The organism is Bradyrhizobium dasycarpum (assembly GCF_042019905.1).
Lineage (GTDB): Bacteria > Pseudomonadota > Alphaproteobacteria > Rhizobiales > Xanthobacteraceae > Bradyrhizobium > Bradyrhizobium japonicum_B.
The window spans coordinates 5,390,081-5,410,208 of record NZ_CP169574.1; the positions used below are offsets into that span (position 1 = coordinate 5,390,081).

The 20,128-nt window shown below is 65.4% G+C and carries 16 protein-coding genes and 5 pseudogenes; 8 read left to right on the forward strand and 13 right to left on the reverse strand.

The window, feature by feature from the left end; all coding sequences use genetic code 11:
- Positions 1-15 precede the first annotated feature (15 nt).
- From ACETMP_RS25675 to ACETMP_RS25720, 10 genes and pseudogenes are all read right to left on the reverse strand, one after another.
- On the reverse strand, positions 16-1,887 hold the full coding sequence (locus ACETMP_RS25675; RefSeq protein WP_375158344.1) for a bifunctional sugar phosphate isomerase/epimerase/4-hydroxyphenylpyruvate dioxygenase family protein: 1,872 nt from the start codon (positions 1,885-1,887) through the stop codon (positions 16-18).
- Entirely contained in the window at positions 1,884-2,942 is a 1,059-nt protein-coding gene (locus ACETMP_RS25680) for a Gfo/Idh/MocA family protein (protein WP_375158345.1), read from the reverse strand. The genes ACETMP_RS25675 and ACETMP_RS25680 overlap by 4 nt, the downstream gene beginning before the upstream one ends.
- Positions 2,939-3,676, reverse strand: coding sequence for an ABC transporter ATP-binding protein (locus ACETMP_RS25685; RefSeq protein WP_375158346.1), 738 nt, complete (start codon positions 3,674-3,676; stop codon positions 2,939-2,941). The genes ACETMP_RS25680 and ACETMP_RS25685 overlap by 4 nt, the downstream gene beginning before the upstream one ends.
- Before the next feature lie 12 nt (positions 3,677-3,688).
- Entirely contained in the window at positions 3,689-4,432 is a 744-nt protein-coding gene (locus tag ACETMP_RS25690; RefSeq protein WP_375158347.1) for an ABC transporter ATP-binding protein, read from the reverse strand.
- Positions 4,429-5,426: pseudogene (locus ACETMP_RS25695) on the reverse strand (branched-chain amino acid ABC transporter permease). Before ACETMP_RS25695 ends, ACETMP_RS25690 begins: the two are co-directional and overlap by 4 nt.
- Positions 5,423-6,298, reverse strand: coding sequence for a branched-chain amino acid ABC transporter permease (locus ACETMP_RS25700; RefSeq protein WP_375158348.1), 876 nt, complete (start codon positions 6,296-6,298; stop codon positions 5,423-5,425). The pseudogene ACETMP_RS25695 and the gene ACETMP_RS25700 overlap by 4 nt, the downstream one beginning before the upstream one ends.
- Before the next feature lie 197 nt (positions 6,299-6,495).
- Positions 6,496-7,625, reverse strand: a pseudogene (locus tag ACETMP_RS25705) (ABC transporter substrate-binding protein).
- Between the two features lie 58 nt (positions 7,626-7,683).
- Positions 7,684-8,585 (reverse strand): annotated as a pseudogene (locus ACETMP_RS25710) (shikimate dehydrogenase).
- A 145-nt stretch (positions 8,586-8,730) separates the two neighbouring features.
- Complete coding sequence (locus tag ACETMP_RS25715; protein WP_375158349.1) at positions 8,731-9,669, reverse strand: LysR family transcriptional regulator; 939 nt, start codon at positions 9,667-9,669, stop codon at positions 8,731-8,733.
- A 280-nt stretch (positions 9,670-9,949) separates the two neighbouring features.
- Positions 9,950-10,126 carry a hypothetical protein gene (locus ACETMP_RS25720; RefSeq protein WP_375158350.1) on the reverse strand — a complete coding sequence of 59 codons (177 nt, stop codon included), beginning with the start codon at positions 10,124-10,126 and terminating at the stop codon, positions 9,950-9,952.
- A gap of 168 nt (positions 10,127-10,294) precedes the next feature.
- On the opposite strand from ACETMP_RS25720, the gene ACETMP_RS25725 reads away from it, so the two are divergent.
- The 7 genes from ACETMP_RS25725 (at position 10,295) to ACETMP_RS25755 (ending at position 15,630) form a co-directional block, all read left to right on the forward strand.
- A complete protein-coding gene (locus tag ACETMP_RS25725; protein WP_375158351.1) occupies positions 10,295-11,032 on the forward strand; it encodes an autoinducer binding domain-containing protein in 738 nt (245 codons plus the stop codon).
- A gap of 85 nt (positions 11,033-11,117) precedes the next feature.
- Positions 11,118-11,777 (forward strand): acyl-homoserine-lactone synthase, encoded by a 660-nt coding sequence (locus tag ACETMP_RS25730; RefSeq protein WP_375158352.1) that lies wholly within the window; start codon positions 11,118-11,120, stop codon positions 11,775-11,777.
- Position 11,778: 1 nt separating this feature from the next.
- On the forward strand, positions 11,779-11,997 hold the full coding sequence (locus ACETMP_RS25735) for a hypothetical protein (protein WP_375158353.1): 219 nt from the start codon (positions 11,779-11,781) through the stop codon (positions 11,995-11,997).
- A 291-nt stretch (positions 11,998-12,288) separates the two neighbouring features.
- Entirely contained in the window at positions 12,289-13,206 is a 918-nt protein-coding gene (locus ACETMP_RS25740; RefSeq protein ID WP_126257231.1) for a branched-chain amino acid ABC transporter permease, read from the forward strand.
- Between the two features lie 13 nt (positions 13,207-13,219).
- Complete coding sequence (locus ACETMP_RS25745; protein WP_375158354.1) at positions 13,220-14,164, forward strand: branched-chain amino acid ABC transporter permease; 945 nt, start codon at positions 13,220-13,222, stop codon at positions 14,162-14,164.
- On the forward strand, positions 14,157-14,924 hold the full coding sequence (locus ACETMP_RS25750; RefSeq protein ID WP_375158355.1) for an ABC transporter ATP-binding protein: 768 nt from the start codon (positions 14,157-14,159) through the stop codon (positions 14,922-14,924). The genes ACETMP_RS25745 and ACETMP_RS25750 overlap by 8 nt, the downstream gene beginning before the upstream one ends.
- The gene (locus ACETMP_RS25755; RefSeq protein ID WP_375158356.1) at positions 14,917-15,630 is read left to right on the forward strand and encodes an ABC transporter ATP-binding protein; all 714 of its coding nucleotides are present in this window, start codon (positions 14,917-14,919) and stop codon (positions 15,628-15,630) included. The genes ACETMP_RS25750 and ACETMP_RS25755 overlap by 8 nt, the downstream gene beginning before the upstream one ends.
- Positions 15,631-15,792: 162 nt before the next feature.
- Here the strand turns inward: ACETMP_RS25755 and ACETMP_RS25760 are convergent.
- Positions 15,793-17,242: pseudogene (locus ACETMP_RS25760) on the reverse strand (glutamine synthetase family protein).
- Positions 17,243-17,372: 130 nt separating this feature from the next.
- A pseudogene (locus ACETMP_RS25765) lies at positions 17,373-18,731 on the reverse strand (Rieske 2Fe-2S domain-containing protein).
- Between the two features lie 111 nt (positions 18,732-18,842).
- Between ACETMP_RS25765 and ACETMP_RS25770 the strand changes: the two are divergent.
- A complete protein-coding gene (locus ACETMP_RS25770; protein ID WP_375158357.1) occupies positions 18,843-19,628 on the forward strand; it encodes an IclR family transcriptional regulator C-terminal domain-containing protein in 786 nt (261 codons plus the stop codon).
- Between the two features lie 40 nt (positions 19,629-19,668).
- Here ACETMP_RS25770 and ACETMP_RS25775 read toward each other — a convergent pair whose 3' ends face one another.
- Positions 19,669-20,103, reverse strand: a complete 435-nt coding sequence (locus ACETMP_RS25775) for a VOC family protein (RefSeq protein ID WP_375158358.1) — start codon at positions 20,101-20,103, stop codon at positions 19,669-19,671.
- Between the last annotated feature and the right edge of the window lie 25 nt (positions 20,104-20,128).

A 20,128-nucleotide genomic window follows, 5' to 3' on the forward strand; every position in this document is an offset into this window, starting at 1 on the left:
GGGAGAGGCGAAGGCCTACACCCGCGGCACGCTCGCAGGGCGCACCTCGCGCCCCTGCGCCGCGAGCCGTATGCCCGCATTGGCCGCGCCAAATCCCTGATAATTCCGTCGCTCGACGATCTCGAAGAAGAAGCGCTCGTCGAAGATGTGTGTGTAGACCTGGAAGAACTCGCCGTCGCCCTCACGGTCGTAGAGGATGTGATTGGCGCGCAGCTGCGCCATCAGCTCGGGCGCGAGGTCGTGTTTGGCTTCGATGTCGTCGTAGTAATTGGCGGGGATGTCGAGAAAATCCGCGCCGCGCTTGCGCATCTCCGCAACCGTCGCAAAGATGTCCCGGCACGAGAATGCGACGTGCTGCACGCCTGAGCCGAAAAATTCCGAGATGAATCGCGCCGGCAGCGTGCGGTTGGCGGAGGAGCCGTTGAGCACGACGCGCAGGCTCTGGTCGGCGTTGACGATGGCTTGGCTTTGCACGAGGCCCCTGGGATCGGCGATCTCCATCTGCGGCAGCCGTTCGAGGTCGAGGATGCCGGTGTAGAACAGCAGCCAGGATAGCATCTCGTCATAGGGCATCGACTGCGCGATGTGGTCGACGGCGAGCAGCGCGTCCTTGTCTGCGTTGCCCGTGATCGCTTCGAAATCGGTGTCCCAGTTCTTGCCGGCCTGATCCAGGAAATAGAGCAGGCTGCCGCCGACGCCGTGGATCGCGGGAATCTCCAGCTCGCCCGGTCCGACCGGCTGATAGAAGGTGCGCGCCTTCAGCATCTCGGCACGCTGCATCGCGAGACCGGCATTGTCGACGTCGAGGGCGATGGCGCAGACGCCAGGGCCGTGCGTGACGTAGTGAGAATGGGCAAAGCCGTCGGTCTCGCTGTTGATGACGAGCTCAACCTTGCCCTGCGACCAGCGCTCCACCGCCTTGCTGCGATGCTGGCCTGTCTTGCGGAAGCCGAGCTGCGAAAACAGGCGGGCGAGATCTCCGGCCTTGGTCTCGTTGACGGCAAATTCGATGAACCCGGTGCCGCGGCTCTTCGCCTTCGGCGCCAGCGGCTCGGCAGCGAATTTCGGCCAATCCGGCGCCAGCTGGTCTTCCAGCAGGATCAGCGAGCGCAGGCCGTCGAGCGCGGTCTGCGCGGCCGAGCCGGCGCGGAACTGGTCGTTGAAGATCTCCAGCGACAGCGGCCCGGCATAGCCGCTCGCGGCGACCGCGGTCATGAATTCAACGACCGGCAGATCGCCCTGACCCGGGAAGGAGCGGAAGTGCCGGCTCCACGACAGGATGTCGAGCTCGAGCTTCGGCGCGTCCGCAAGCTGCACCATGAAGATCCTGTCGCCGGGGATCGATGCGATCGCGCGGGTGGGAAATCCCGGTGCCAGCGCGTGAAAACTGTCGAGGACGATGCCGATCGCCGCATGATCGGCGCGCCGCACGATCTCCCAGGCGTCGCGATAGTCGCTGACATGGCGGCCCCAGGCCAGCGCCTCGTAGCCGACGCGCAAGGAGCGCTTGGCCGCGCGTTCGCCCAGCTCGCGAAAATCGTCAGCGGCGCGATCGATGCCGCCGAGCGAGGCGGACGAGACGTTGGAGCAGATCAGCAGGAGATCGGTGCCGAGCTCCTGCATCAAATCGAACTTCCGCTCGGCGCGTGCGAAATTGCGCGAGCGCTGCGGCTCGGGCATGCCCTCGAAATCGCGGAACGGCTGGAACGCGCAGATATTCAGGTTGAGATCGCGGCAGAGCTTTGCGATGTCGCGCGGGCTTGCGCCGAACGACAACAGATCGTTCTCGAAGATCTCGACCGCGTCGAAGCCGGCGGCCGCGATGGCGCGAAGCTTCTCGTCGAGCGTGCCCGAGAGCGAGACGGTGGCGATCGAGCGCTTGTTCATGCGGCCTGCTCCATGATCTGCCCCGGCGAGATCTTTTGTCCCGTGCGCGCCGCTTCGCTGACGGCCTCGACGACGGCGAGCGTGCCCATCGCATCCTCGACCGAAATCAGAGGCTGCTCGCGGCCGGCGATCACGGCCAGGAAATGCCGAAGCTGCTCTGCGAGCGGATCGTAAGCCGAAAATGCGACCGGTTCGCGGACCAGGTGCGCGTGCCAGCCGGGATCTTGTCGATACGACCACAGCTCCATGGTCGGGACCGAGAGGGAGCCGTCGGTTCCGGCGAAGACGTAACAGGGCTGGTCCTGGCTGGGATAGACCGCGTTCTCGCCCGATGTGAGTTCCCAGCTCCATGGTGCCGGCGTCGCATCCGACACGGTCACCGTGCCGAGGGCGCCGTTGGCGAAACGTAGCAGGAGCGCCGCGGTGTCCTCGACGGCGAAGCCGCGCACCTTGTTCGAGGTCAGCGCCTGCACCTCGACGATCTCGCCGCAGATGAAGCGGAGATTGTCGATGTCGTGAATCAAGTTGATCAGCAGCGGACCGCCGCCCGCCTCACGCCGCCAGGCGACATCGAAATAATCGTCCGGTTTCTTCAGCAGCCAAAGTCCGGCCACGGCGGTGAGCTGGCCGAGCTTGCCGCTTGCCACCGTCTCGCGGGCCGACTTGATGATCGGATTGTGCCGCCGGTGGTGACCGACCAGCATCGGCACGCCGGTGCGCCTCACCGCGGCGCACAGGCGCTGCGCAGTGGCAACCGTCTCGGTCACCGGCTTCTCGATCAGGGCCGGAACGCCCGCCGCGGCGCAATCAAGGGCCATCGGCAAATGCAGCGTGTTGGGCGAGGCGATGACGAGACCGTCCGGCTTCTCCTGTGCCAGCAACGCGCGATGATCAGGATAGCAGGGCACGTTGTGCGCCAGTGCATAATCCTTCGCGGCGGGCGAGGGATCGGCGATGCCGGCGAGCTCGCAGTCCTCCAATGCCGCGATCAACTCGATATGGCGCCGGCCGATCAGGCCGGCGCCGGCCACGGCGATGCGCATTGCCGCGCTCATGCCGCACTCTCCTCCATGGCGCCGCCGAGGAAGAGCTGGCCGATGCGAGGATCGTTCAGGATGCGCTTGGCGTCGTCGACCATGCGGGTCTGGCCCAGCTCGAGCACGATGCCGATGTCCGAGATTTCCAACGCCGACCGCGCGTTCTGCTCGATCATCAGGATGGTGACGCCGCGGGAGCGCAAGGACTTGAGGATGTCGAAGGTCTGCTGCACCATCAGCGGCGACAGGCCGATCGAGGGCTCGTCGATCAGCATCAGCCTGGGTTCGAGCAGCAGCGAGCGGGCGATCTCGAGCTGCTTCTGCTCGCCGCCGGACAGGGTCGAGGCCTGCTGCGTCGACTTCCGCCGCAGCGCCGGAAACAGGTCGAGCGCCGCCTCGATCCGCTTCGGCAGGTCGAGACCCTTCTCGGCCGCGACGCCGCCGAGCTCGATATTGTGACGCACCGACAGCTCGGGGAAGATGTTGCGGCCCTGCGGCACGTAGCAGACGCCGGCATTGAGCAGCGCGCGCTGGCTCAGATTGGTGACGTCGCGGCCGGCAAAGCTGATCTTGCCCTCGCGCAGCCTGAGCAGGCCGAAGATCGCCTTGAACACGGTGGATTTGCCGGCGCCATTGGGGCCGATGATGGTGGTGATGGTCGCCGGCGGCACCGAGAACGTGGTGCCGTTCAAGATCGTCATCTTGCCGTAGCCGCCGACGAGATTGTGAACCGAGAGGATCGGGTCGCTCATGGCTCGCGCTCCCTAATGTCCGAGATAGGCTTCGATCACGGCGGGGTTCTTGCGGACCTCGTCGGGCCGTCCCATCGCAAGCACCTTGCCTTCCGCCATCACCATCACGCGCGAGCACAGCGACATCACGAACTCCATGTTGTGCTCGATCACGACGAAGGTGGCGTTCTTCTCGCGGTTGATCGCGACCAGTCGCTCCTTGAGGTCCGCCAGCATCGACGGGTTGACGCCGCCGGCGGGCTCGTCGAGCAGCACGAGGCGCGGGCCGCCCATGAAGGCCATGGCGGCGTCGAGCAGCTTCTGCTGGCCGTAGGAGAGGCCGCCGGCGGGCTCGTCGGCGAGATGATCGAGCTTGAAGAAGCCGATCATCTGGTTGGCAGCTTCGGTCAGCCCGGCATCGGAGCGGCCGACCAGCCGCGAGGCCATGCTGCCCTGGTGCTCCTGTCCGGCGAGGATCAGGTTCTCGCGCACCGAGAGCTTCGGGAAGACCTGCAGCAGCTGAAAGGTGCGGCTGACCCCGAGCTTGTTGAGCTCGGCGGGGCGCAGACCGGTGACGACCTTGCCGTCGAGCTTGACCTCGCCGCCCGAGGGCGTGAGCTGGCCGAGGATGCAGTTGAACAGGGTCGACTTGCCGCAGCCGTTCGGGCCGATCAGGCCGAGGATCTCGCCCTCGCGCACGTCGAAGCTGACGCCGTCGACCGCGCTGATGCCGCCGAAATTCTTCCTGATCTCCGAGACTTCCAGCACTGCGCTCATTGCACCGTCTCCAGGCGCGACTTTGCGACGGCGCGCAGTGCGGACGCCGCTTTGGTGCGACGTTGGGCGAGATAGCGATCGAGGATTCAAGGATGCCGGTCGGCGACCAGATCAGCAGCAGCATCACCGCGACCGCGTACAGCATCAAATAATAGCCCTCGGTGAAGCGCAGCCATTCCGGCAGCAGCACCGCGATCATCGCGCCGAGAAACGGGCCGAAATAAAACCCGGCGCCGCCGACGATCACCATCATCAGGAGGTCGAGCGAGAGCGACAGGTTGAAGGGGACAGGATCGATATATTGCGTCAGCGGTGCATAGAGCGCCCCGGCGACGCCGCCCAGCGCCGAGCCGATCGCGAATGCCATCAGCGTGTAGCGTCGCGTGTCGATGCCGAGCGATTGCGCGCGCAAGGGATTTTCGCGTAGCGCCATGAAGGCGCGGCCCCAGGGCGAGCGGATCAGCCACCAGACCGCCAGCGACACGATCGCGAGCGAGCCGAGGCAGACGTAGTAGAAGGGCAGGGGCTTGTTGGTCGCGAGGCCGAAAACATGCGGCCGCGGGATGTTGGAGATGCCGTAGATGCCGCCGGTGAGCCAGCTCTCGTTGCGGAACACCAGGAAGGCGAGGGTGGAGAAGGCCAGGGTGACGAAGGCGAGGTAATGGTGCTGGACGCGCAGCGCGGGATAGCCGAGCACCCAGCCGACCGCGAAGCTGAGCAGGATCGCGACCAGGATCGCCGCCGGCAGCGGCCAGCCATGCGTCGTCATGATCGCCGCCGCATAGGCCCCGATGCCGACGAAGGCGCCCTGCGCCAGCGAGACCTGGCCGGCATAGCCGAGGGTGAGGTTGAGGCCCATGGCGGCGATGCTCATCACCGCCCATTGGCTGAGGATGAACAGGCCGTAGCGGTTGAAGTTCATGGGGATGACGATCAGGCCGGCGATGACGGCGAGGCCGAGCGCGATCTTCAGGGGTTTGCCGAAACCGCTCATACCGTGCGCTCCTCGGCGCGGCCGAGCAAACCTTGCGGTCGGAACAGGATGACCACGATCAGGAAGAGCATCGGCACGGCGGCACGATATTGCGTCGAGACATAGGCGGCGGCGAGATTGTCGAGCACGCCGATCAGCAGGCCGCCGGCGATGGCGCCGCGCACCTGGTTGAAGCCGCCGACGATCGCGGCGATGAAGGCGGCCTGGCCCAGCACCTCGCCGGAGGAGAATTTTGCGAGGTAAATCGGCGTGATCAGAAGCGAAGCCAGCGCGACCAGGAAGGCGTTGATCAGGAACGTCAGCAGGATCATGCGTTCGACGGGCACGCCGATGATGCGCGCCACCGTCGGGTTCTGCGCCGCGGCCTGCATCTGGTGCCCGAGCGAGGTGCGGTTGAGCAGCGTGGTCAGGCCGACCACCGCGAGGATGGCGACGACGAGCACGCCGATGCTTTGCAGCGAGACCGCGTGTCCGAGAATGGAGACGTCACCGGTCGGCACGACCGAGGGGAACGGTGAAGCCTCGGCGCTGTAGAACTGCTTCACGGCTTCCTTGATGCCGATCGCCAGCGCCATGGTCGCAATCGCCAGCGGCAAGACGCCGTGGCGCATCATCGGGTCGACCAGCAGCAGCTTGAAGCCGAGCCCGAGCAGGATCATCGACAGCAGGATGCCGAGCATGATCGCGAGCCAGAACGGCGCGCCGGCATGCATCGCCGCCAGCATCAGGAATGCCGGCAGCATCACGAACTCGCCTTGCGCGAAATTGATGGTCTGCGAGGTCTGCCAAAGCAGCGTGAAGCCGACCGCGACCAGCGCGTAAATCGCGCCGGTGGCGAGTCCCGCGACCAGAAGATCGAATAGGTTGGACATGGGTTCTCGTTGATCGTTAGAGCCCGATGGGTCGGGTCGACGCGAACTCAGCTCTCACTCCCTCTCCCCGTTCTTACGGGGAGAGGGTGGGGGTGAGGGGCTTTCTCCGCGAATTCAACCGCCACCCGTGATTGCAGAAGCACCCCTCACCCCGACCCTCTCCCCGCGAAGAGCGGGGCGAGGGAGAAGGAAAGGCCTCACTTCACCTTCGGCAGCACCTGCTTCACGACCTGCTTGCCTTCCACGACCTCGACCAGAAAGCTCTGGCGGTCGATGTCGCCGGTGTCGCTGAAGGTGACGTCCATCAGGATGCCCGGCTCGTCCGCGGCCTTGATGGTGAGGCCGTGCAGCGTGTCGGCGAACTTCTTCGGGTCGGCCTTGCCCATCTTCTCGGTGGTGGCTTTCACCATGTAGACGGCGAGATAGCCCTTCAGGCCGTTGTGGTCGGGGACGTAATTGTACTTCTTGGAGAACTTCTCGCGGAATTGCTTGACCAGGTCGACCGGCGCATCCGTGGTGAGGCCGACATGGCCGCGCGCGCCGTTGGCGGCATCGCCGGCGAGCTCGATCACCTTCTGGCCGATCAGCGTGGTCTCGCCCATCAGCGGCGCGGTGACGCCCTGGCGCTTCAGCTCCTTAAGGATGCGCGCGCTCTCTTCCTCGTTGAGGTAGACGAACACGGCATCGGGATTGGCGGCCTTGATCTTGCCGACGTCGGCGGCGAAATCGGCCTGGCCCGCTTCGGTCGAGAGGTCGGCGACGACCTTGGAGCCGAGCCGGTCGAGCTCCTTGATCACGACGTCGCGCCCGCCGCGGCCGAAATCGTTGTTGACCCAGACCACCGCGACCGTCTTCGCCTTCATCTCGTCGTGGATGTATTTGGCGACCTTCGGCATCGAGGATTGCTGGCCGAACGAGGTGCGGAACAGGAATTTGTTGCCGCCCTGCGTCAGCTCGGCGGCCTCGCCGCCCATGATCTGCGCGATGCCGGCTTCGGCGGCGAGGGGGCCGTGACCTTCACCGAGCCGGAATAGCCGGGCCCGAGCAGCACATAGGGCTCGGCATCGAGCGCCTTCTGGACCTGAGCGCGCGCCACGCCCGGGTTGGACTGCGAGTCGGCGTGGGTGACCTCCAGCTTGCGGCCGAGCACGCCGCCCTTGGCGTTGATCTCCTCGATCGCGAGGTCGATGCCGTTCTTCCAATTGGTGCCGACGGTGGCGCCGCCGCCGGAGAGCTCGGCGACGTTGGCGAGCTTGATCGCCTGGGCGTGGGCACCGGTTGCGGTCGCGAAGGCAAGCAGGGCGCCTGCCAGCAGGGTCGATTTCATGATGTCTCCTCCCGTTTTCCTCAGATAGGGTCCGCGGCCTTGTGTCCGGCCGCTTCGGTTACGCTGCGTGATAGGCTGAGCTTCGTGCCGCCATCACCTCGTCGAATGCCTCTCCCATGACCTCGGTCGATGGGGCAAGGCCCGTGAACAGTTCGAACGCGTCGGCCGCCTGATAGATCGCGAGCTCCCGCCCGGTCATGATCCGCGCGCCCTTGGCTTCGGCCGCCGTCAGCAGCGGCGTGATCAGCGGCGAGTAGACCGCATCCGCCACCCACAGCTTTTCGTGCAGCAGCGCGGCGGCGACCGGCATGGCCCGGCTCGGCAGCATGCCGACCGGGGTGCCGTTGACGAGACCGGTTGCGCCATCAAGTGCATCTTCGACGCTTGCAGCGACCCTTGCCGCCGACCTTGCCGCGCCCCCTGCGCCGCCTTGCCGCGCAAGCAGGGAGACGAGCGTCGCGGCGCGCGCCGGCTCGCTGTCGAAGATGCGGATATCGGACACCTTCAGGTCCGCCAGCGCAAACGCGATCGCCTTGCCGACGCCGCCGGCCCCGATCACCGCGACGGCGTTCCCCGCCGGCGCCAGCAGCGGCGCCACCGCGCGCGCAAAGCCCGTGGTGTCGGTGTTGTGGCCGGTCAGGCGGCCGTCTCGACGACCACCGTGTTGACCGCGCCCATCGCGGCCGCACCGGGCGCCAGCGCGTCGAGCAGCGGGACCACCGCTTCCTTGTAGGGGTAGGTGACGTTGACGCCGGCAAAGCCGAGCCGCCGCACGCCCTCGAGCAGGACGACAAGGCCAGCCACATCGGCGCCGGCAATTTCGATGAGCTGATAGTGGCCGCGCAGGCCGAGCGCCTCGGCGGCACGTTCATGCATGGCAGGGGACGCGGAATGCGCGATCGGCGCGCCGATCAGGCCGGTGAGGAGCTTCTTGCTGGCGGCGTATCCGCGCGTGGACATGGTTCGCTATCGTCTCAAATGGAGCGTTCGGTGCCGGTCATTAGCGGGGAAACCCGCGCAATTCCAATGGGCTTCCAGCTCCCCGACGATAGCCTGTCCTTAGGCTAACAGAATTACCCATTTATCCGACAAACCTAACATCATGTTATTTCTTCCGCGTGCGCGCCGAAACGGCCTTACCGTTGCCGCGGGACGGCTCGACCGCGCGCATCTCGGCGCGCAGCGCCTCGATGAAGGCCTCGGCGTGGAGCGACAGCGGCGCGCCGCGCTTGACCGCGATGTAGGTGTCGAACCGCGTCGGCTCGGCGATCTTCAAGAGCTCGATCCCGGGATAGCCGCCATGAGCCACGGTGAATTGGTCGATGATGGCGATACCGAGCCCCGCCTTCACCAGCGCGCAGACCGTGGTGCCGAAGCGCGCGCGGATGGTGATGTTGTAGTCGAGCCGGTTGCGCGCGAAGATCTCGGCCATGATCCGGCCGTAGGGATCGTTGGGATCGATGCCGATCAGCGGATAGCGGGTGATCTCGGCGGCCGAGACCTGCTTGCGGCCGGCGAGCTCGTGGCCGGGCGGCACGATGCAATACAATTCGCCCGAGGCGAGCGGCATGAAGTCGAGCGCGGAATGCTCCAGCCGGTAGCTCATCGCGACGCACTCGCCGCGGCCGAGCATCAGATAGTCGATGGCCTCCTCGAGCTTGAGGATGTTGATGTCGATGCCGAGATCGGGATAGCGGCGCCGGACGCGCTCGATCGCGCGGGGCACCATCACCTGGGAGATGCTGGGCACCGAGCCGATCCGCAGCTCGGACAAACCGCCGCGGCCGATCTTGGAGATGATCTCGGAGAGATCGTCGACCTTCTTGTAGACGCCGTTGATCTGCTCGAAGATGTTCTCGGCTTCCGGCGTCGGGAAGTAGCGTCCGTTCTGGCGCTGGAAGAAGCGGATGCCGAGCGAGCGCTCGGTGTACTTGACGAGGCGGCTGATCCCCGGCGCCGAGACGTTGAGCAGCTTCGCCGCGCCGCCGATGGTGCCCGTCACCATCACGGCACGGATCACTTCGACTTGGCGCAGCGTCATCATGCTCTTGGCATCCGAAACAGGATCGGGGCGCGATCATCTCACGAGAGCGGCGATGTCATCCAGCAGTAAGTGTCTGAGGATGTGGATGCAGGCTGCAAATCGCTCCTGTGTACCCGTCGCGCTGCAGCGCAACGCTGCTGCGCTGCGTCCGGGGCACGAGAGCGTGATCGGGGAGAAGGGAAGGCAGCTGTCAGAGTGTTTCGATTAAAATCAGTTCGTTCGAATGGAAGGGCATCGTCGCGCGGTCCGCTGCATCGGCATCGCCTGCTGCAATCGCGCTTCAGCTCGCCGGGCCCTCGGGCGAGACGCTGTCGGCCAGCTCCGCGCGCTCGCTCTCCAGTACTGCGCGCGCGAACTCGATGATCTTCTGCTTGTTTGCCGTGTCGCGGACGGCGAAAAACATGCGATTCAATTCCAGGCCGAGCACGCTGTTGAGGGCGATGTCCTCGTCTTCCATCGTGGTGTTCCCGCTTCGGACACGTTGAGGTGTATGGCGCCGCCAATTCTGCCACAAGTAGTTTAAATCTTCAGGTTGGATGAGGACCGGGAAACTACGGTCGCAGCGAATTTGAGGCGCCGCCCGAATACGTGCTATAGGCGAGGGCGAAGGTCAGGAAACGCACCGATGTCCGCCGTTGATGGCGTTGATTATGGCCGCGAGGCGCTCGACTTCATCGAGGGGCTCGGAACCTATACCAGGGTTCCGGATGCCATGGACGCGCTTGCAGCCGCGTTCGGCCGCTACGGCTTCGAACATATCATCGTGACGGGCTTGCCGAATCCCGAGCAGCGCTTTTCCCAGATGGTGCTCGCCAAGAAATGGCCGGCCGAGTGGTTCAGCCTTTATACCCAAAAGAGCTACGACCGCGTCGATCCCGTGATCCGCAAATGCCGGCAGACCGTGAACCCGTTCGAGTGGTCCGAAGCGCCGTACGATCCGGAGCTGGAGCCGGGCGCGGTGGAGGTGATGCGGCGCGCTGCCGACTTCCGCATGTCGCGCGGCTTCGTCGTGCCGATCCACGGCCTGACCGGCTACGAGGCCGGCGTCTCGCTCGCCGGCGTCCACCTCGATCTCAATGCGCGCAGCAAGCCGGCGCTGCACCTGATCGGGATGTACGGCTTTGATCACATCCGCCGTCTGCTCGATCCGAGACCGCATCCGTCGATGCGCCTGACGCCGCGCGAGCGCGAGGTGCTCGCCTGGGCTTCGCAAGGCAAGTCCGCCTGGGAGATCGGCGAGATCCTGCACATCACGCAGCGCACCGCGGAAGAGCATCTTGCAACTGCCGCGCGCAAGCTCGGTGCCGTCAACCGGACGCACGCGGTGGCGATCGCGATCCGCCAGAGAATCATCAATCTCTGAAACATTCGCCTACTGGGAAATTTCCCAATAGTCGGCTCGGCCGTTTTCCCTGAGGCTCCCCGTATTGCGAGCCATGGGGGAGTTCATGATTCATGTGATTTCTGCCGTCAATCGGCACCTCTACGAAGGCGTCCTCGAACAGCATTTCCGGGTCCGCCACGAGATATTTGTCGAGGAGCGGAAATGGGAGGCGCTTCGCAAGCCCGACGGCCGCGAGATCGACACCTACGACAATGACGACGCGATCTACCTGCTGGCCCTGGAACACCGCCGGGTGCTCGGCGGCTCCCGGCTGTATCCGACCACCAGGCCGACGATGATGAGCGAGGTGTTCCCGCATCTCGCCTCGGTCCGCGGCTGTCCGTCGGACCCGTTGGTCTGGGAATGGTCGCGCTTCTTCGTCTCGCGCGAGCGCCGCGACGGCGCATTCAATCTGCAATTGATGGCGGCGGCGCAGGAGTTTTGCCTCGAGCAGGGCATCGAGCGGCTTTGTCTCGTCATGGAAACCTGGTGGCTGCCGCGGTTTCACGACATCGGTTTCGTCGTCACGCCGCTGGGATTGCCGGCCCTGGTGGAAAATTCCTGGACCATGGCGGCAACGATTGAGATTCGTCAGGAGTCGCTCGACGTCGTGCGTGACCGCATCGGGATGACGAGCGTGGTCCAGCAGGACGGTCCACGGATCGACTGTATCGCCAGAGCCAACTTCTGCGGCGCCGCTGCCGCGCAACGAAAGAGCGCCTGAGATGTCGAACATGATGCGGGACAGCCAGATCATGGCGCAGAGCAGGGACGAGACTCTCGGCTACATGTCCGACATGGCGCTCGAGCTGGCGCAAATGGCGGAAGACACCGGATTGACGACGCTCGCCTATCTGTTCCGGATGGCGGCGCTGGAAGCCTCCACGGCCAACAGCGTGCTCGCCGAACCGGATGACCTGCCCCAGCAGATGACGTCGCACTAGACGCATCCAGGGATCCCATGAATGTCACATCCTCTCCCCGGCAACGGGGGAGGATCATCGTTTGGGTGCGGCAGGTTGCCCCAGCCTGGCGCGGCAGCCTTCTTGCAAGGTCATTTTGCCCGCATGCAGGCGCATGCAACAAAGTGCATGTCAGGTGTCGAATCGCTCTTGCCTCGGAACGATACTGCCATTACCCATTTTTCGGCCTTGAACAGGCAGGGGGAGCTCTTTCACTGATGGCGACATTGTTCGAACATCGGCGCGAAGCTGCGTGCGCCTGAAAGAGTCTTGATGCTGCTCGTCGTCGAACAGTTCTTGAACGGATTGCAGTTCGGCCTGCTGCTGTTCCTGCTCGCCGCCGGCCTGACGCTGGTGTTCGGGATCATGGATCTCGTCAACCTCGCGCACGGCTCGCTCTACATGATGGGCGCCTATTTCGCCGCGACCTTCGCGGCCTGGACCGGCAGCTTCCTGCTCGGCGCGCTGATGGCGCTGGGCGCCACGCTGGTGCTCGGTATCGTGCTTGAGGTGAGCGCGCTGCGGCATCTCTATGGCCGCGACCATCTCGACCACGTGCTCGCGACCTTCGGCCTGATCCTGTTCTTCAACGAAGCCGTGCGGCTGATCTGGGGCCCGGCGGGCCTCGCGCTGCCGCTGCCGGCCTGGCTCACGGTGCCGGTGCCGATCCTGCCCGGCATTCACTATCCGGCCTATCGCCTCGCCATCATCATCGTGGCGCTGCTGGTGGCGCTCCTGCTCTATCTCGGCGTGATGCGGACCCGCATCGGCATGCTGATCCGCGCCGGCGCCTCCAACCGCGAGATGATCGGTGCGCTCGGCATCAACATCAAGCTGCTCTACACGCTGGTGTTCGGTCTTGGCGCCGCGCTCGCCGGCCTTGCCGGCTTGATGCAGGCGCCGATCCTCACCGTGCAGATCGGCATGGGCGAGAACATCCTGATCCTGGCCTTCGTCATCATCGTGATCGGCGGCATCGGCTCGATCCGCGGCGCGTTCCTCGCCGCGATCTTCGTCGGCATGATCGACACGCTCGGCCGCGCCTTCCTGCCCAACCTGCTCCGGCAGGTGCTGAGCGGCGCCGCCGCCTCCACCGCCGCGCCCGCATTGTCCTCCATGCTGATCTACCTGTTGATGGCGATCGTGCTGGTGGTGCGGCCGGAGGGGCTGTTTCCGGCCAATCGTCGATGAAGAGCTTGCGTCGATGAAGGGTTTGACTGTGAGCAAGGCCGTCACGGCCCTGATGCTGGCGGGCCTCGTGCTGCTGCCGCTCTATTCGCATCTGTCCGGCAACATCTTCATCCTGACGCTGTTCACCCGCATCATCATCCTGGCGCTGGCGGCGGCGAGCCTCAACCTCATCATGGGCTTCGGCGGCATGATGAGCTTTGGTCATGCCGCCTATCTCGGCATCGGCGGCTATGCCGTTGGCATGCTGGCGCACGAAGGCATCGGGTCCGGCTTCATCCAGTTCCCGGTCGCGCTGGCGGCTTCCGCGATCTATGCGCTGGTGATCGGCGCGCTCAGCTTGCGTACCCGCGGCGTCTATTTCATCATGATCACGCTCGCCTTCGCGCAGATGGCCTATTACGTCGCCTCGGGCCTTGCGCGCTACGGCGGCGATGACGGCCTCACCGTCTACAAGCGCAGCGACTTCTCCGGGCTGATCGACCTGGGTAACCGCACGCAGTTCTATTATCTCTGCCTCGCCTGCCTGCTCGGCGTCATCTTCCTGATCTGGCGCATCGTCAATTCGCGCTTCGGCCTCGTCGTGCAGGGCCTGCGCTCCAACGAGCAGCGCATGCAGGCGATCGGCTTTCCCGCCAAGCGCTATCAACTCGTCTGCTTCGTCATCTCCGGCACCATGTGCGGCCTTGCCGGCGCGCTGCTCGCCAACAACACCGACTTCGTCAGCCCGGCCGTGATGTATTGGACCCGCTCCGGCGACCTCATGGTGATGGTGATTCTCGGCGGCATGGGCACGCTGTTCGGCCCGGTCATGGGCGCGGTGGTGTTTCTGCTGCTGGAGGAGCTGCTGTCGCAGATCACCGAATATTGGGCGCTGATCATGGGCCCGCTGCTGCTGCTGATCGTGCTGTTCGGCCGCGGCGGCATCATGGGCGCGCTCGGGAGGGCTGGCCGTGGCTGAGCCCCTGCTCCGCGTCGAAAAGCTGGTGCGCCGCTTCGGCGGCATCATCGCGACGGACAACGTCTCGCTCGACGTCAACAGCGGCGAGCTGCACGCCATCATCGGTCCGAACGGCGCCGGCAAGACCACGCTGATCAGCCAGCTCACCGGACATCTCGCGCCGCATTCCGGCACCGTCTCGCTGGCGGGGCGCGATATCACGTTCTTGCCGGCCTATCGCCGCTGTGCGCTCGGCCTGGCGCGTTCGTTCCAGATCACGTCGCTGCTGCTCGATTTCACCGCCGCCGACAACGTCGCGCTCGCCGCGCAGGCGCATGCCGGCACCTCGTTCCGCTTCTTTGCCGACGCGCGCAAGGAGAAGGGCCTGCGCGATGCCGCACATGCCGCGCTCGATCGCGTCGGCCTCGCCCATCGCGCTGATGTTCTGGTGTCGAAGCTCAGCCATGGCGAGCGACGCCAGATCGAGCTTGCGGTCGCGCTCGCCAGCAAGCCGAAATTGCTGCTGCTCGACGAGCCGATGGCCGGCCTCGGCGCCACCGAATCCCAGAACATGGTGAAGCTGCTGCAGGAGCTGCGGAAAGAGGTCTCGATCGTTCTGGTCGAGCACGACATGCCGGCGGTGTTCGCGCTGGCCGACCGCATCTCGGTGCTGGTCTATGGCCGCGTCATCGCCTCCGGCGATCCGGCCGCGATCCGGGCCAACGAAGACGTCAAGCGGGCCTATCTCGGCGACCAGCATGTGGTGACGCATCATGGCTGACACGCTGCTCGACGTCGACGGCATCGAGACCTGCTACGGCCTGTCCCAGGTGCTGTTCGGCCTGTCGCTGTCGATCAAGCCGGGCGAGATGGTCTCGCTGATGGGCCGCAACGGCATGGGCAAGACCACGACCATCCGCTCCATCATGGGCCTGACGCCGGCCCGCGCCGGCGCGATCCGGTTTGCGGGCGCCGAGGTCAGGCAGCTGCCGTCCTACAGGATTGCAAAGCTCGGCGTCGGTCTCGTGCCCGAGGGCCGCCAGATCTTTCCGAACCTCACCGTGCGCGAGAACCTGGTGGCGGCTGCGGCCGATCGCTTCAACAGCCCCAATCCCTGGACGCTGGCGGCGATCTACGTGCTGTTCCCGCGCCTCGCCGAACGGGCGGGCAATATGGGCAATCAGCTCTCCGGCGGCGAGCAGCAGATGCTCGCGATCGGTCGCGCGCTGATGACCAATCCGAAGCTTCTCATCCTGGACGAAGCGACCGAGGGCCTCGCACCCCTGATCCGCGAAGAGATCTGGCACTGCCTGTCGCTGCTCAAGAGCCGCGGGCAGTCGATCCTGGTCGTCGACAAGAACGTCGACCATCTCGCCCGCATCTGCGACCGCCATTACATCATCGAGCGCGGCAAGACGGTATGGAGCGGCACCTCCGACGAGCTGCTAGCCGCGCCGGATCTGCAGCATAAATATCTAGGAATTTAGCCGCCGCTCTCGCCCCGCCGTCATTGCGAGGAGCGGAGCGACGAAGCAATCCGGAGTCTTTCCGCGGACGGATTCTGGATTGCTTCGCGGAGCCTGTCATCGGGCCGCGCTTCGCGCGGACCCGTTGGCTCGCAATGAAAGCGGAGAGAGTGCGCCCCGACGTCAAAACACGTCGAAATATTCGCGGTGCTCCCAGTCGGTCACCTCGGACAGGAAGCGATCGATCTCGGCGTTCTTGATGTGGGTGTAGTAGTCGACGAACTCCGCCCCGAGCTTCTCGCGGAAGAACGGATCGTCTTTCAGCGCCGAGACCGCATCGCGCAAGCTCTTCGGCAGCAGCGGGGCCTTGGTCTCGTAGGGCGTATCGGCGGAAGGGCCGGGATCGAGCTTGCGGTCGACGCCGTCGAGGCCGGACAGGATCTGCGAGGCCATGTAGAGATAGGGGTTCGCTGCTGGCTCGCCGATGCGGTTCTCCAGGCGCGTTGCGGCATCGCCCGCGCCGCCGATCACGCGGATCATCACGCCCCTGTTGTCGCGGCCCCAGATCGCGCGGTCGGGCGCCAGCGAATAGGAGCGGTAGCGCTTATAGCCGTTGATGGTCGGGGTGGTGAACAATGTCGAGGCGCGGGCGTGGTCGAGCAGGCCGGCGAGGTAGGCCTTGCCGAACGCGCTGAGCGGCTCACCGCTGTTCTCCGCCGGCGCCTTGGTCATGAACAGGTTCTCGCCGCTCGCGCGCGAGACGATCGACTGATGCAGGTGCCAGCCGCTGGCGAACACGTTCGGCAGCTTCGGCCGGCACATGAAGGTGGCGTGGTAGCCGTGGCGGCGCGCGATCTGCTTCACGGCGGAGCGGAACAGCACCATGTTGTCGGCGGGCTCCAGGCCCTTCTTCGGCGCGAAGGTGAATTCGCACTGGCTCGGCCCGAACTCGACCTCGACCGAGCGCAACGGCAGTCCGAGCGCGACGATGTCGCGCCGGAGAATCTCCAGCACCGGCTCCATCTGATCGAAGCGCTGCTCGGTGAGATATTGATAGCCTTGGCTGAGCAGGCTCACCGATGGCGGCGTGCCGGGCTGACCGGCATCCTCGGGCCGCAGATGCGCATCGTCGAGCCTGAAGATGTGGAATTCGACCTCGAGGCCGGCCACGAAATCGTGGCCACGCGTGCCGAGTTCATCGAGCACGCGCCTGTAGAAGCCCGCGCGTTGCGAACGGGACGGGGCGGCCGTCGCCAAAATACAAGTCGCACAGCACCCAGCCGGTGGCCGGCGCCCACGGCAGGACGCGGAACGTCGCGGGATCGGCGACCATCAGCACGTCGGCCGCGCCCTCCATCTCCTTCATGCCGAAGCCGCCGCCCGCGGTGAACACCGGAAACACCGTGCGGTGCGAAGTGTCCTTGGCGAGCATGGTGGTGGTGATGGAGCAGCCGCTCTCCAGCGAGGCGATCGCCTCCGAGGCAATGATGGTCTTGCCGCGCAGGATGCCGTGCTGGTCGGGGAAGGCGAGGCGGATGACCTCGAGATTCCTCTCCTCGACGATGCGGCGCATGCGCGCCGCGGCGTCCCTCTGCTCGTCCGACCACAGCGCATGACGCGCGACGAAAGTCACTTCACCACTCCTTCAACCGCCGTAGGGTGGGCAAAGCGAAGCGTGCCCACGGTGTCCATCGTCCCCATGGAAACATGGTGGGCACGGCGCGTTGCGCCTTTGCCCACCCTACGGGGGCTGTGCATGGAGGTCACTCCGCCGCCGTCAGCTTGTGCATGTTGTCGGCGATCTCCTTCGGCACCGGCGCGGTCCAGGGCGCGCCGCGGCGGCGCTTGACGTCGACTTCCATCAATAGGTCTCCCAGCCCCGCGTCGGGCCGATGCCGTCCATGGTCGCAGGTCCCTGGATCGAGCGCGCGTTGGCCTCGTCCAGGAACAGCATCGGCTTCTCGCCGCCCGAGACCTTCTCGATCTCCTGCCGCAGCAGCCGGCGGTACTGCACGATCGCCTTGTCGCTCGAACCGAGATGCTCCTTGGTGCGGTCCTGGATCGCACCCATCGATTCCACCGCCCATTGGTCGTGGACGTTGATGTCGGTGCCCATGCCGGTATAGGTCGCGGTCTGCTGCTCGTGCGGATCGAAGCCGTAATCGTTGCTGCGGTTCTTGCGCGACTTGTAATCCGGCAATTCATAGAGCTCGAGCCGCTGGTTGCGCATCTTCTGCTTGTCGACCGGATTCGAATAGCTGGTGAAGATCGCGTACCAGTAGCAGTTCTCGTCGTCGACCGGCACGTGCCATTGCGTGATCGTCATCTCCGTGCTCATGGGGATGACGAAGCCGTGCGGGAACAGCTGGTTGGTGACGCGCACATGGGTGCGCTCCGCGTCGATCTCGCGCAGCGCGATCAGGCGCAGGCCGTATTCGGTGTGCTCGACATTGATGATCGGGCGGTCGTACTCGCGCAGAATCTTCGTCATCGGCAGATCGGACCCGGCGGAGGCGCCGCGGAATTGCTTGCCGTAGGCGGTGGCGGTGTCTTCGTCCTCGAAGAAGCGGTGCAGATAGGAGGCATGCGCGGGATCGATGCCGACCTCCAGCGCCTGCAGCCAGTTGCAGGCCATGTGGCCCTTGAACGCGAAAGTATGGCTGCCCGGCGCGACGAAGCAGTCCATCTCAGGAAATGCCGGCGGCTCACCTTCGCCGAGATACGCCCAGATGATGCCGCTCTTCTCCACCACGGGATAGGAGCGCTGCCGGATGTTCTGGCAGAGCTTCGAGATCCTTCGGCTCGGCCGGGGTCTCGATGCACTGGCCGGTGGCGTCGAACAGCCAGCCGTGGAAGGCGCAGCGCAGGCCGCCATGCTCGAGCCGGCCGAAGGCGAGGTCGGCGCCACGATGGGCGCAGTGCCGATCCATCAGGCCGTAGCGTCCGGTCTCGTCACGGAACAGCACCAGGTTCTCGCCGAGCAGCTTGACCGGACGGATCGGGCGAGCGCCCTCGAGCTCGTCCACCAGCGCCGCCGGCTGCCAATAGCTCCGCATCAGCTTGCCGCACGGATCCTTCGGCCCGGTGCGGGTGATCAGGTCGTTCTGCTCCTGGCTCATCATGGCCGTCGCGTCCTCAGTGGAGTGGCGATTGTTCGCCTATTGAACGAATGGGCGAATTATGACATGCCTTGGAAAGGCAGCAAGCACTATTTTGCAGGATTGTCCCACGCCATGCCCAAGCTGAAGCGCAGCGAGAGCGAGGAGCGCGCGACGGATTTCGTCGAGGCGCTCGATCGCGGCCTGCGCCTGCTGCAATGTTTCGGCACGAACACAGGTCCGATGACGCTGAGCGATCTAGCCCGCGCCGCCGATCTGCCGCGCGCCACCGCACGGCGCATGCTGTTCACGCTCCAGCGCGGCGGCTATGTCTCGGGCGATGGCAAGCTGTTCTCGCTGACCCCGCATGTGCTGACCCTGGCGGCGTCCTACCTGCGCTCCAACCAGCTCGTCGCGGTGCTCCAGCCCGTGCTCGATCACGTCGCGAGTGCGGCGAACGAAATCTCCTCGCTCGCGGTGCTCGATGGCGACGACGTCGTGTTCATTGCCCGCGGCAGTCCGGCACGGGTGTTCTCGGGCGGATTGGAGATCGGCTACCGCCTGCCTGCCTTCTGCACCTCGGTCGGCCGCGCCATGCTCGGCCAGCTCGACGATGCCGGCCTTGCCGCGCGCCTGAAGGCGATGACGCGCGAGGCGCTGACGCCGCAGACGGTGACAGATCCCAAGGCGCTGCTTGCGCGCATCGCCGCCGACCGCGCCCAAGGCTATTCCCTGGTCGATCGCGAGGCCGAGCCGCATTTCCGCTCGATCTCGGTCCCCGTGCGCCGTTACGACGGCGTCATCGTCGCCGCCATCAACATGGGCGCCCATGTCGACCGCGTGCCGGCGCAGGAATTGATCGAGAGATTCCTGCCGCTGCTCCGGCAAGGGGCGGACTCCGTCCGCTCGCAACTCTTGTAGCTGCGTCTCGGCGCGCCTGCGGCTGCGGTCGACCCTCTGGCTATCCCGGTAGCGGCTGTTCACCGACCTTGGGCCAATAGGTGCCAAAGCTCCAGAGCCCGCCCTCCGGATCGCGCGCGGCGAAATCGCGGCTGCCATAATCGGTCGTGCAGGGCTCCATCTCGATTGGCGCGCCTGCGGCTTTCACCTTCTCATAGAGCGCGTCGGGATCATCAACAGCCAGGTAGACGGCATCCGTCCGCCGGCCGCCGATGTCACCAACCTGCTTGGCGTAGGCGTCGTCGCGATGCGAGCCCAGCATGAGGATCGACGATCCGAACGCCAGCTCGGCGTGAACGACCGTGCCCTCCTTGCGGTACACCACGCGTTCAGTGAAGCCGAGAACGTTCTTCAGCCAGGCGATCATCGCCTCCGCATCCTTGCAGCGCATGGTGTGGTAGAGGCGCGGTGCTTCGTGGCCGTTGGGCTGGCTCATGACATTCTCCAAGTTCGTGCAGGTG

Bases quoted from the DNA above. Each gene is read 5' to 3' on its own strand.
- ACETMP_RS25740 (WP_126257231.1), top strand. From the start codon at position 12,289: ATGCTGCTCGTCGTCGAACAGTTCTTGAACGGATTGCAGTTCGGCCTG.
- ACETMP_RS25685 (WP_375158346.1), bottom strand. From the start codon at position 3,676: ATGAGCGACCCGATCCTCTCGGTTCACAATCTCGTCGGCGGCTACGGC.
- ACETMP_RS25680 (WP_375158345.1), bottom strand. From the start codon at position 2,942: ATGAGCGCGGCAATGCGCATCGCCGTGGCCGGCGCCGGCCTGATCGGC.
- ACETMP_RS25715 (WP_375158349.1), bottom strand. From the start codon at position 9,669: ATGATGACGCTGCGCCAAGTCGAAGTGATCCGTGCCGTGATGGTGACG.
- ACETMP_RS25745 (WP_375158354.1), top strand. From the start codon at position 13,220: ATGAAGGGTTTGACTGTGAGCAAGGCCGTCACGGCCCTGATGCTGGCG.
- ACETMP_RS25675 (WP_375158344.1), bottom strand. From the start codon at position 1,887: ATGAACAAGCGCTCGATCGCCACCGTCTCGCTCTCGGGCACGCTCGAC.
- ACETMP_RS25775 (WP_375158358.1), bottom strand. From the start codon at position 20,103: ATGAGCCAGCCCAACGGCCACGAAGCACCGCGCCTCTACCACACCATG.
- ACETMP_RS25720 (WP_375158350.1), bottom strand. From the start codon at position 10,126: ATGGAAGACGAGGACATCGCCCTCAACAGCGTGCTCGGCCTGGAATTG.
- ACETMP_RS25770 (WP_375158357.1), top strand. From the start codon at position 18,843: ATGCCCAAGCTGAAGCGCAGCGAGAGCGAGGAGCGCGCGACGGATTTC.
- ACETMP_RS25700 (WP_375158348.1), bottom strand. From the start codon at position 6,298: ATGTCCAACCTATTCGATCTTCTGGTCGCGGGACTCGCCACCGGCGCG.
- ACETMP_RS25755 (WP_375158356.1), top strand. From the start codon at position 14,917: ATGGCTGACACGCTGCTCGACGTCGACGGCATCGAGACCTGCTACGGC.
- ACETMP_RS25690 (WP_375158347.1), bottom strand. From the start codon at position 4,432: ATGAGCGCAGTGCTGGAAGTCTCGGAGATCAGGAAGAATTTCGGCGGC.
- ACETMP_RS25730 (WP_375158352.1), top strand. From the start codon at position 11,118: ATGATTCATGTGATTTCTGCCGTCAATCGGCACCTCTACGAAGGCGTC.
- ACETMP_RS25735 (WP_375158353.1), top strand. From the start codon at position 11,779: ATGTCGAACATGATGCGGGACAGCCAGATCATGGCGCAGAGCAGGGAC.
- ACETMP_RS25725 (WP_375158351.1), top strand. From the start codon at position 10,295: ATGTCCGCCGTTGATGGCGTTGATTATGGCCGCGAGGCGCTCGACTTC.